The sequence below is a fragment of the Gordonibacter sp. genome, from assembly GCF_036667095.1.
Lineage (GTDB): Bacteria > Actinomycetota > Coriobacteriia > Coriobacteriales > Eggerthellaceae > Gordonibacter.
This window is the reverse complement of record NZ_JAVWUP010000083.1, coordinates 1-10,805: the sequence shown is the minus strand read 5'-3', so window position 1 is coordinate 10,805 and position 10,805 is coordinate 1. Positions and strand designations below refer to the sequence as shown.

Below are 10,805 nucleotides of genomic sequence, written 5' to 3'. Positions count from 1 at the left end.
GTAGCACGTTCGAGAGAAACGATACGCCCGCGATGGCGTGCGGTCGGTATGAAGCGGGTATGCGCACCGGCAGGCGTTTCGGCGCGATGGATGTGCCCATGTGGAAGCATGCCTGTAGGTCGAATACCGGATGGATGAAGGGATGGCGGGAATGACTGCGGCGTAAGGAGGGAAACCCTTGCGTGCTGGTATAGTGTGCAGGAAAGAATCAAGCTGGAGGTAGGTGCTATGGATGTCGTCGGATTCATGCGCAGCAACAAAGAGTACTTTGAAGACTTTGTCACAAGGAGCACGTATCACTCGAACGCTATCGAGGGGAGTACGCTCTCTTATGCCGAAACATACGCGATTCTCTGGAACGACAACTCCCTCACGGTCACGGCGACGGCACGTGAGCTTTACGAGGCCATCAACCACAAATATGCTCTGGGCTTGGCGATAGAGGGCGTTGAGGACCCTCTGAGCGAGCGGCTTATCAAAGACATCGCCATTGCCATCAACAAGAACATCAGCGAGATCGACGGCTACCGTACGGTTTCAGTGATGATCCGCGGTGCAGAATATTTGCCGCCGAAACCGAACCAGATAAACCAGCTTATGATGCAGCTGGTGTACGAATACAGCCACGAGGATGACCTCGATGCTTTCGCGAGAGAAGCTCGATTCCATGTACGCTTCGAGAGAATTCATCCGTTTGAGGATGGTAACGGGCGCACCGGCAGAATCCTCGTCAACCGAGGTCTTATGAGGGAAGGTCTCGCGCCTGTTGTCATCCCGTTTGGGCGGCGAGCCGAGTATCTGGCGATGCTTGCCGAAGGCGATACCGATGCGCTTGCGCAGATGTTCCGCGAGCTGTCGCAACTTGAAGAAGAGCGTATGTCTGCATTGAGAGATATGGCGCAAGGGTGACACGTTCGATGCGGTGCTGCCTGTGATGCGCTGCTGCTTTCTGCGTCGCTGTGCCTTATCGTGTTACGAGCAATGTTCTCTCTATGAAGACCGGCCGTATGTTTGGGGTAGTTAAGAAAGGCTGAGATAATGACCGACCATGAGGGGCAGTTAAAATGCCTCAGTTTCCAAGAGCCTTATGCGACACTGATTATACTGGGCCATAAAACTATCGAATGTCGCACGCGTAGCATTCAGACACCCATAAAAGATTTGGTGGTGTGTGCATCAAAAACAGCAAGCGCCTACTATCCAATCGACGGTTTGGCCTACGGCTTCGCAATTGGTTTAGTAGACGTTGTCGACCGTGAGCCGTTTACGAAGGGGCACCGTGAAGCTGCCATGATGTCGCGTATGCCCGATAAGAAAAGCAACGCTTGGAAACTTGAAAATGCTCGGCTGATCAAGCCATTTCCTGTGAAGGCGACTGCAAGTTTCTTCTATGTTGAGCATGAAATCGAAGTGCTGTCGACAAACCGACAGGCATATTTTGAACACTATTCCGACATCATCGTGAATGACGACAACCTTGCGACCGAGAGTATTGAAGCCTTTTTTTGGTGACCCCGGAGAGTTGTGGGAAATGTTTGATCTGTAGTTTTTGATATCGTCATTAATTATGGTTGAGCTGTCTAAAAACCAAGCTTCGTAGGAGCAAAGATGCTTGTGTAGGAAGGAGTAGGGAAATGACACTAGAAAATAAGCTCGGAATCACGGATTCGGTAGAATTAGCTCGGGCGGAAGAGCGTCTCAGTAAGAAACGAGCAGCAGAATTGTTTGAAAGTGGCACTTTGGACAGTCTTGAGGCTGGCACAGTAGAGTCCCTAGTTCAAATTCACCGATGTCTTTTTGGGGATGTGTACGATTTTGCTGGTATCGTCCGCACCGTGAATATTTCCAAGGGCAATTTTAGATTTGCTCCCGTCATGTATTTGGAGGCATCTTTGGCTCACGTTGAGTCTATGCCTCAGTGTACTTTCGATGAGATTATAGAAAAATATGTAGAGATGAATATTGCCCATCCCTTTAGAGAGGGCAACGGTCGCAGCACTAGAATATGGCTGGATCTGATTCTAAAAAAGGAATTGGGTAAGGTTGTGAACTGGAGTTTTGTTGATAAGGATGACTATCTTCTTGCCATGGAACGCAGCCCTATCAAGGACGTAGAAATCAAGCACCTTCTACAACAAGCTCTTACCGAGGAGGTCTCGGACAGAGAGGTGTACATGAAGGGCATTGATGCCAGTTATCACTACGAAGGCTACGCCGTATATAAAACTGACGAGCTATGAGTCGAAAATTGTCTCTCTGCGACAAATGTCACTACTGCTTGGGATCGCAGTAAGCATGTGTCGAGTTTTGATCCGCTGGGGGTATTCGTCGATTGCGACAGGGGTGTGCGGCAGGCTGTTGCCTTAGAGGGGCTCACACGAGTAGTCAGAAGAAACGATCGATGATCCTCGGAAGAGTAAAGGTACTATCGCACTGTCGAAGGATCGCGCGCACTACGGTGGATGCTGGTATCATGTTGAGTATATTGGGGACGTAGGGCGTGGGGGAGTAATTGTTCGATCAAAATAAGGGAAGTAAGCTCAGCGGTGCCGCGTCGTGGCTCGCTATCTTAGGTGCCGCCTTTTACTGGGTATGGCTCGATCGGGGCATGTTTGACGATGCGCTGCTTTCCTCGTCGCAGCAAGGCGCTGTCGAGGCCGCTACGGTAATCCTCATGGTCTCGAGCGTTTTGAGTTTCGTTGCGGTGTATGCGGTCGTAGCACGCAGGGGTCGCTGGACTTCGTGGCCACTACGTGCCATGGTTGTTGTTTCGTGGGTGGGATTGCTGGGTGGCTTGCTCTGCCTCGTGTTTCGTGGTGAGGGTGGCGTTATCCCGTTTTGTTTGGGAGGGGCGCTTCTCGGCTTTGCTATGGGATGTCAGAACGTTGTTTGGGGTACCGTCGCCGTTTCTCAAGGCGTGGAGAAGACCGTGCTGCACATATCCGGCGCATGGGGGCTTAGCCTGTTCCTGAACCTCCTTATGATCCCCCTTCCGAAGTGTGCGGAAGGGGTGGCGGTGATGATGCTGCCACTGCTGTCCCTCGTGTGCTACGGTGCCCTGTACCGGCTTCAGGCGCGTGCGCGGTTTGCCATCGAGTTCAAGGAGGGCACCGGCGACGTGGCCGCTCAGGGGCATCAGGCATTCGGCATTGATGTGCAGTTCCTGGTGGTCATCCTTGTGTTCTGCGGTGCGTTCGGGTTTGTGTCGTGGTTTGCGCCTGCGAACCTGTCTCCTTCAGGTAGCCAGGATGCCGCCTATCTTGCCTTAGCGCGCTGCGCCGTTGCTCTGGGCTTCTTCATCGTGTGCTATGCGTTCTCCATGAAGCGGGTCGAGCTGTTGCTCCGGGTTGCTTTGTCTCTGGTTGCCGCGGGCGTGGTGGTTCTGACCATCGGGGTGTTCGTGTCGTCTATGAACGACCCCGGGCGCATTCTGGTGGCGATGGGATACTCGGGTTTCGATATTTTGGTATGGACGTTGATCTCGTATTACGTACGCACCTCGAAGAAGTGCGCGGCGCAGGTGATAGCGGTGGTCATGGCTGCGGAGCAGATAGGCATATCGCTGGGTATCGGCAGCGGCATGGCTATCGACCATGTGGAGATAGGCGCCTTCGAGGCCAGCATCTTCTTGGCGGCGATGAACTACCTGCTGCTTCTTGCGTGCTTCGCCCTGCTCAGACGCTACGATCGGCAGTCCATTTTGTTGGGCGACTCTCCGGCGGATTCCTCTCTTTCCGGCGACGCGAACGCGGCGGTGGACCTCTTTGCGAAAAACGCACGGTTGACCGTGCGCGAGAAGGAGATTGCGTTCCTTTTGGCTGAGGGGCGCAATGTTCCTTTCATCTCGAAAAAGCTGTTCGTTTCCGAGAACACCGTGAAATCGCACGTGCGGCATATCTACGAAAAAAGCGGCGTCCATAATCGTCAGGAGCTTTTGGACGAGTTGGAGGTCATCCGGGGCGCTTGAGCGACGCGAGCGCGATCTTTTCCTCACCTTTTCCCAGATGAAGTTCCGTGGTCAGTTTCTGATGAGCACCCTTTTTGCCAGAATCACCAGTTTGTGATGTGGATGAAACCCCGGCGAGGCCCCATGGTGGGCCTCGGCTTTGTTGTTGCGGGCAGAGCCGAGGCGTTTCGGTCAAGGGGAAGAGCATTGAGCGGGCGCTGATTGGTATCGGTTGCAAACAGGAAGAGGTGCAGATTATGAAAGACAGAGGGTTGATGCTGAAAAAGACTGCGGCGATCGCGCTGGTTGCCTTTGTCATGGCGGCAATGCTCGGGCTGGCGGGGTGTGCGGGCGGTGGCAACGCAGGCGGCGATGTATCGAACGAGAACAAAGCGAACGCCAAGACGGTCATCAAAGCGGCCAGCAACGTGTTCGCCACGACAGAGAGCCTGGGCCTGACGGAAAAGGACAGTCCGGCGACCATAGACCAGAACGACCCCCGGTTCGCCGACTTCTACGCGGAGCTCATGGCATACAAGACCATGTCGGGCGTCGAGCTGAAGGACTGCTCGTTCACGGTGGGTATCCAGAGCGTGACCGCAGCTACGGCACGCGGAGATAGCACCCAGACGAATTACCGCTATTCCATTGCGAAAGCCAGTATGAACGTGAACGGCGCAAACATTTCGTACGACGAAAAAAGCGGATTCAGCTCGAAATAGAAACCTGGAACGACAAGGAGGTCAACCATGAACGAACAGAAGTTTTCTCGTAGGAACTTTCTCGGCCTGAGTGCCGTTGGCGTGGCGGCGGTTGCAGGCATGGGCCTGGCAGGGTGCGCGCCTAAGACGGAGGCGGAGGCCAAAAAGGGAGCGAAGGCCGCGACGGTCAACAGCTCGGGCATCGAGGTGGACAAAGCCAACATTACCGAGACCATCTCCTGCGACATCTTGGTCGTGGGCGGCGGGTTCGCCGGGCTGGCAGCGGCTGTGCAGGCTGCGGAAAACGGCGACGACGTCATCCTTATCGAGGCCCAGACGACGCTTGGTGGTAACGGGCAGGGCGTCGAGGGAACGTTTGCGGTGGATTCCAAGTACCAAAAGGAGCAGGGCGTGACGGTGGACCGCTCCATCATCATGCAGGAGGAGCTGGGCAAGGCCCAGTGGGTTCCGAATGGTTTGTTCTACAAGGACCTGATCGACCACTCGGGCGACAACATCCAATGGGCCGTCGAGACGTGCGGGTCGCACATCAGCGGCCTCATCGACAACTATCCCTGCGGTGCCGTGGCGGGTGCCGTGGACACGTTCCACTGGTGGGAAGAGGGCGCGGCTTACGTCGGCTACATCCAGCCTATGGAAAAGAAGCTGCGCAGCCTCGGCGCCAGCATCGACCTGAACACGCGCGGGCTCGAGTTCAGCTATGCGGAAGATGGCAGCGTCGCTGGCATCATCGCGCTCGATGCGTTCGGCGATTTGGTAGAGTATGCGGCCAAAGCGGTCATCCTGGCTACTGGTGGTTTCGCGAACGACGACAAGCGCCTAAAGAAGCTCGGCTTCGACCTGAACACCCTCGAGCGCATCGGCACGCCCGGGCATTACGGCGACGGGGTCAATATGACATTGGCCGCAGGCGCCTCCGAATTCAACGGGGTGTGTTACCTGAAGTACAACCGCATCAGCCACGGCAGCGTCGAGATATTCGGGCCCCTGTGGACCGGCTTCTGCTTCGGTGGTCCGTTCCTGTGGCTGAACGAGGACGGCGAGCGCTTCGTGGACGAGAGCTTGGCTTTGCGCGTGGGCAACGTGGTGACGCAGTCGGCGCCCATCCACAACCAGCCCAACTGCACAGCGCTGAGCGTGTTTGATCAGAAGGTGTACGACCAGAAGATCGCCGAGACCAAGGCTATGGCCGACGAGTGGGGCGTGAGCGTCGGGGAGCAGTGGAAAGCTATCCTGGAGACCGGCGACGACGGCTTCAAGGCCGATACGCTTGAGGAGCTTGCCGAGAAGGCGGGTGTTGACCCGACGGCCTTCAAGGCCGGGGTCGAGGAGTACAACGCCGTGTGCGCCGCTGGTGTAGACGGCCTGTACGGCAAGGAAAAGGAGTACCTGCAGCCCATAACCACGCCGCCGTACTATATCGGACGCATCCACGAGGTCATGGAAGGCCCCTTGGGCGGTGTCGTGTGCGACCGGACGTTCCGGCCGCTGCTGGAAGAGGGCGGGCGTTTGGAGAACGTGTTCGTGATCGGGCTCGACGGTATCATGCTCTACCGAGACGTGTATCCCATGGACGTTCCTGGCTCGGCCAGCGCCGAGTGCCTGCACGGCGGTCGTGTGTCCGCCAACGAGGCGCACAAGATCGTCGCAGGGTAGCGCCCGTCGAGGTGCTGACCCTGGGGTAGCTCGCCGGAGAATCTTACGGGATAGCTTCCTGGGGTGCTGCTGGCTTTCCCTTCCCTCCCTTATGTGCGGGCCCCCGAAAGGGGGCTCGCGGCGTTTTTGCGAAGGCTTCGGCCTGTCGGGTACGCGAAGCGTGCAGGATATGCACCACCCGCTATGCGGGTGCGCGACGGATGTTTGCGCAGAATCGCCTTCCGTCTAAATGATGATGAAGGCCGACTTGTCAAACGATTGGTTTTGAAGCTCATAGCGACGGACTGCTTATGGCTTGATCGGGCCTTTGTGGGCGAAGCTGTTCGCGGATGTCCCGGGGCGTGCTCGTTTGGTATGCTGCGCAAAACAGAAGTGAAGAGTCCCTTATGGCAGAGGCAAAGATGAGGCCTGGCAGCCGCGATGCGCACGAGCTGCTATCCGAGCTGTCCGTGAAGACAAACGGGCCGACGCGCTGCGCTTGCTGTCGTTGTCCGATGTGGACCTCGCGGTTGTTTCCGAGATGGTGACCGAGAACCTGCGCCTTGTTCGCTCGTCTTTCCCAAGGCGCGAGATCTGCTAGGCCCGCCCGCGTCTTGCCCGTGCACCGTAATTTCCGCTCATAAAACGGGCCGATTCGACCAAGGCTGCACGCCCGTCGTCTCCCATGGACTCATAATACTCGTCGAGCGAGGCATGCTCGGGGTCGCTGCGAGGCGATGTCGGATGCGAAAGCCCTGCTATCTCGTCGATGGTGCAGTTGAGGGCTACGGCGCAATGGTAGGCCTGCTCTAGCGACATCATCACCTCGCCGCGCTCCCAGGAGGCATAGCGTCGCTCGGGTACGCCCAGCACGGCTGCGAATTCGTCTTGGGTCCGGTATCCGGCGAGCTTACGGAGACGCTTTAGCTGTAAATTCATTTTCTCGACCTCCCTCAATGCTCAGAATAATACATTTTCGCTGTCATTTTTACAACAAACATTCCTTTACTTGCTTGACATATGCAGTTTAGCTGGTTTATATTCAGCAATATCTACAGTTAAACTGTTGATGTGAGGAGAAGCAAAGGAGTTTTTTGGCGTTGTCGTGCGTTGCTTTGCGGATGAGAGCTGTTCGTTGGGCGTGTCGATTTTGCCGCGATGTTGACCCGGCATGAGTCGCATAGACCTGGGAGCGGGGAGTTGGGAAGGAAGTGGCTGATGGAGTACAGCAATGCGGCGTTCTCGCATCGCCTAAAAACTACGCGTAACAAATCATCGCTGTCGCAAGAAGAGCTCGCAGCAAAATCGGGAGTCGCGGTTGAGTCGATCGTCCTTGTCGAATCCGGTAGCAAGACGCCGAACTTGGATACTGCGTACGCGCTTGCCGTAGCCCTCGGCTGTGGTATCGACGACTTGGCAGGGCTTCCGCTGCCCGACGAGCGAGGGTAAGGGTACGAATCCGTTGTTCATGTAGCAGCGGCCGCGTTGTTTGGAATGCGGCCGTTTGGTTGGAGGCCGGTTGCGTACGAGGGGTTGTCGCCTGGCAAAGGGGATGGAGGCGGACAGGGATGCGATCGGCAGGGACTGGATGATATACGTGCTCAATTGCGTGATTTCTGGTGTGGCCGTGCAGCAAGAACACTCTCCCTCCCCCGTTCTTGCTGCTTGGGCCGAAAACGAAAGGGGAGTTCGATGGGGTTTGCCAATAGCAAGGCGAAGCGTCTGGTATGGTGCTGCACGATTTTGATGGTGCTTGTTGCCCTTGTCGGCTGTGCACCGCGGGCTGCTGTGCCGTCGGAAAGAGGGGAGGCGACGGGAAGCGCGGCGCCTGAAGTTGCATTCACCTGGTCTGCCGATGCCGACTGCTCGCCTTGCCATAATGCCGAATCGGCATCGATGGCCGATTCGGCTTGCCAGGCAGCTGTTCACGAGCAGAACGCGATCACATGCACTTCCTGTCATAACGATGCGGCTGGACTTACGGCGGCTCATGAGGGATCAACTACGTCTTCAAAGATGCCAACAAAGCTTACGAAGACCAAGATTACCGAGCAAATGTGTCTGAGCTGCCACGAGAGCCGCGAGGCCCTCGCTGTTAAGACGGCGAACAGCACGGTGCTGGTTGACTCGCTGGGCACCGTCGTGAACCCGCATGCGCTGCCTGCGTCCGATGGCCATGCCGCCATAGCTTGTGCCGACTGCCATCAGATGCATGCGGCGGGTACGCCGGGAGATCTGGCGAAGAAAACCTGCATCAGCTGCCATCACGAAGATGTTTTCGAATGCGGCACGTGTCACGAAGAGCAATAGGCGGGTAGAGGGCCCGCTTGCTGTCAACGAAAGGGGAACATCATGGAGCGTACGGTATCACGAAGGGGATTTTTGACGGGAGCCGCATTGGCGGCGGCTGGAGTCGCGGCAGGTGGGCTTGCTGGCTGTGCGAGTGGCGCGCCGACATCGGGCGGTTCGGGCGGCTCCTCGGCATCTACCTCATCCGACATCCCGGGCACCTGGGACGAAGAAACTGAGGTCATCGTCGTCGGAGGCGGCGTGGGCATGGCGGCAGCCATCGAAGCGGCGGATGCAGGTGCCAAGGTAGTGGTGTTGGAGAAGGGCGATCATGCGGGTGGCTTGTGGATGACGGCCGGCGGCAGTTGCACGATGGGCGGCAATAACGTGGTGCAGCAGCGCGATGGGGTGAAGGACGACAATGACGCGTGGTTTGCGGCCGAAATGAACAGCTGCGAGTATCGCGGCAACGCCGAAGTCATGCGAGCACTTGTCGACGCCGGTGCCGATACCGTGAAATGGATGGAGGACTTGGGCATTATCTGGGGACCTATCTCTGCGGGCGTGCTGGGCGGCGAGGTAAAGCGTGGTCTCGCCCCGGAGCCGAATCCGGGTGTGTATGAAGGTGGCAAGGGTACGCCTAACAGCGGTATTTGCTGGACGCAGGTATGGGAAAAGAAACTGAGCGAACAAGGGGTTCCCATCAAGCTGGGGCACCGCATGACGCGCCTCTACCGCGAAGCCGATGGCCCGGTGGTAGGGGTCGAGGTGGAAACGCCTGACGGAGTGAAGAACCTCAAGGCCACCAAGGGTGTAGTGCTGTGCACGGGAACGTGGACCGACAATGCGCGCATGGCCGCTGGCTGGGACCCGCGTATCGTTGGCCCTGACACCTACGGCGATGGCGGTGTTCCGGCGGACGATCTGCTCTATGTAGACAGTTCGGGCGATGGGCATATCGCTGCCGCTCAGATCGGCGCAGCGTTCGCCGACATGTCGTTCGTATCGTATCTCTATCTGTTTTTCGGCGCGCGATCCTACTGGGGTTGGGGCGAGGACCCGGTCGACTGGTCTACGAACAAAAACTATGCGGCGGGCAAGGGCCTGACGCGCAAGGCGGATCTTTATCAGAAGTCCATTCTGATCAACGGCAAGGGCGAGCGCTATGTCAACGAAGCAAGCGCTTCCGACCCCCGCCCAGCGGGCCGCGGCGCTCTGTCCGAGAACCCCGAGATGCCTTTCATGGCAGCTTACCTGTCGCTCGACCAGCCGCGCAACGTGTGGATGGTCGCGGATTCGGTGGCTGCGGCAGAAATGAAGTGGCCACTCGATGAGATGGGCAAGCCCAATCCCAAGACGGGCAGCATGTTCGATCCTGCGTGCTTGGCAAAAGCTGATACGCTTGACGACCTGGCGAAGCAGATGGGCATCGATGCCGCAGCGCTCAAAGCTACCGTCGAGCAGTACAATGCCGACGCTGATGCGGGAGTCGATTCGGTATTCGGGAAGCCCGGCCCCTTGAATAAGATCGCGACGCCGCCGTTCTACGGTGCGAAGGCCAGCCTTATTCGTCATACGCAGCGCAACGGCGTGCGCGTTAACACGAAGTCTCAGGTGCTTGACGGCTGGTCGGCAATTGAGAATCCGCTGGAGCCGGTTGCCTCCATTGATGACGAGCCGGTTATCCCTCATCTGTATGCCGCCGGCGAGCTCGGCAATGCCCTGGGCTGGCGCCGTGTGCACAACTCTCTCGGCCACTATGCGACGGCTGCTCGCTGGGCGGGCGCGAACGCGGCGAAGGCAACGGCGGTTTAGCGCGATTGTTTGGGAGACGGCACGATAAGCCAGGGAAAGGGGGCGGGTATTGAGGCGCAGCTTCTTGAAGGGCGCTGGAGTGATGGGTGGTCGTCAGTACGTGCGGTGGGACCGCCCGTATTTCGACAACCCGTCTACCAAGACGGGCCTGCCCGAAGGCAATCGGTCGAGGTGGACACCGTTGCGGAGCTTGCGGCTCAGATGGGTGTGCCGGCGGCCAATCTGGTGGCGACTATCCAGAAGTACAACAAGAACGTCACGGCCGGGCAGGATCCTGATTTTGAGCGCTCAGGGCCGCTGTATCCGATAGCGGCTCCGCCGTTTTGGACAACACGCTGGTGTGGTATGCCGCACGACCAATGCGCGGGCATTCGTGTGAATCAGAATATGCAGGTGGT

General features: G+C 57.5%; 11 protein-coding genes. 10 read left to right on the top strand and 1 reads right to left on the bottom strand.

Features of this window, described 5'->3' with window-relative positions; translation table 11 throughout:
• Positions 1-228 precede the first annotated feature (228 nt).
• From RR842_RS08605 to RR842_RS08580, 6 genes are all read left to right on the top strand, one after another.
• Positions 229-909 carry a Fic family protein gene (locus RR842_RS08605; RefSeq protein WP_332513549.1) on the top strand — a complete coding sequence of 227 codons (681 nt, stop codon included), beginning with the start codon at positions 229-231 and terminating at the stop codon, positions 907-909.
• Between the two features lie 129 nt (positions 910-1,038).
• Positions 1,039-1,512 (top strand): ASCH domain-containing protein, encoded by a 474-nt coding sequence (locus RR842_RS08600; protein WP_332513550.1) that lies wholly within the window; start codon positions 1,039-1,041, stop codon positions 1,510-1,512.
• Positions 1,513-1,634: 122 nt separating this feature from the next.
• Positions 1,635-2,240 (top strand): Fic family protein, encoded by a 606-nt coding sequence (locus RR842_RS08595; RefSeq protein WP_332518159.1) that lies wholly within the window; start codon positions 1,635-1,637, stop codon positions 2,238-2,240.
• A 272-nt stretch (positions 2,241-2,512) separates the two neighbouring features.
• Positions 2,513-3,967 carry a helix-turn-helix transcriptional regulator gene (locus RR842_RS08590; protein WP_332513552.1) on the top strand — a complete coding sequence of 485 codons (1,455 nt, stop codon included), beginning with the start codon at positions 2,513-2,515 and terminating at the stop codon, positions 3,965-3,967.
• Between the two features lie 236 nt (positions 3,968-4,203).
• Positions 4,204-4,668, top strand: coding sequence for a hypothetical protein (locus tag RR842_RS08585; protein ID WP_332513553.1), 465 nt, complete (start codon positions 4,204-4,206; stop codon positions 4,666-4,668).
• A gap of 27 nt (positions 4,669-4,695) precedes the next feature.
• Positions 4,696-6,324 (top strand): FAD-dependent oxidoreductase, encoded by a 1,629-nt coding sequence (locus RR842_RS08580; protein ID WP_332553321.1) that lies wholly within the window; start codon positions 4,696-4,698, stop codon positions 6,322-6,324.
• Positions 6,325-6,900: 576 nt separating this feature from the next.
• On the opposite strand, the gene RR842_RS08575 is transcribed toward RR842_RS08580, so the two are convergent.
• On the bottom strand, positions 6,901-7,242 hold the full coding sequence (locus RR842_RS08575) for a helix-turn-helix transcriptional regulator (RefSeq protein WP_332518158.1): 342 nt from the start codon (positions 7,240-7,242) through the stop codon (positions 6,901-6,903).
• A 279-nt stretch (positions 7,243-7,521) separates the two neighbouring features.
• Here RR842_RS08575 and RR842_RS08570 point away from each other — a divergent pair, with 279 nt between their 5' ends.
• The 4 genes from RR842_RS08570 to RR842_RS08555 all read left to right on the top strand — a co-directional run.
• Positions 7,522-7,752 carry a helix-turn-helix domain-containing protein gene (locus RR842_RS08570; protein ID WP_332553320.1) on the top strand — a complete coding sequence of 77 codons (231 nt, stop codon included), beginning with the start codon at positions 7,522-7,524 and terminating at the stop codon, positions 7,750-7,752.
• Positions 7,753-7,995: 243 nt separating this feature from the next.
• Positions 7,996-8,613 carry a hypothetical protein gene (locus RR842_RS08565; protein WP_332729479.1) on the top strand — a complete coding sequence of 206 codons (618 nt, stop codon included), beginning with the start codon at positions 7,996-7,998 and terminating at the stop codon, positions 8,611-8,613.
• A gap of 42 nt (positions 8,614-8,655) precedes the next feature.
• A complete protein-coding gene (locus tag RR842_RS08560; protein WP_332729478.1) occupies positions 8,656-10,407 on the top strand; it encodes an FAD-dependent oxidoreductase in 1,752 nt (583 codons plus the stop codon).
• Between the two features lie 171 nt (positions 10,408-10,578).
• Positions 10,579-10,805 (top strand): FAD-binding protein (locus RR842_RS08555; protein ID WP_332729476.1); only part of this gene is annotated, 227 nt, incomplete at its 3' end.

Coding starts and splice junctions, on each gene's coding strand:
- RR842_RS08605 (WP_332513549.1), top strand. CDS start 229: ATGGATGTCGTCGGATTCATGCGCAGCAACAAAGAGTACTTTGAAGAC.
- RR842_RS08600 (WP_332513550.1), top strand. CDS start 1,039: ATGACCGACCATGAGGGGCAGTTAAAATGCCTCAGTTTCCAAGAGCCT.
- RR842_RS08595 (WP_332518159.1), top strand. CDS start 1,635: ATGACACTAGAAAATAAGCTCGGAATCACGGATTCGGTAGAATTAGCT.
- RR842_RS08585 (WP_332513553.1), top strand. CDS start 4,204: ATGAAAGACAGAGGGTTGATGCTGAAAAAGACTGCGGCGATCGCGCTG.
- RR842_RS08580 (WP_332553321.1), top strand. CDS start 4,696: ATGAACGAACAGAAGTTTTCTCGTAGGAACTTTCTCGGCCTGAGTGCC.
- RR842_RS08575 (WP_332518158.1), bottom strand. CDS start 7,242: ATGAATTTACAGCTAAAGCGTCTCCGTAAGCTCGCCGGATACCGGACC.
- RR842_RS08570 (WP_332553320.1), top strand. CDS start 7,522: ATGGAGTACAGCAATGCGGCGTTCTCGCATCGCCTAAAAACTACGCGT.
- RR842_RS08565 (WP_332729479.1), top strand. CDS start 7,996: ATGGGGTTTGCCAATAGCAAGGCGAAGCGTCTGGTATGGTGCTGCACG.
- RR842_RS08560 (WP_332729478.1), top strand. CDS start 8,656: ATGGAGCGTACGGTATCACGAAGGGGATTTTTGACGGGAGCCGCATTG.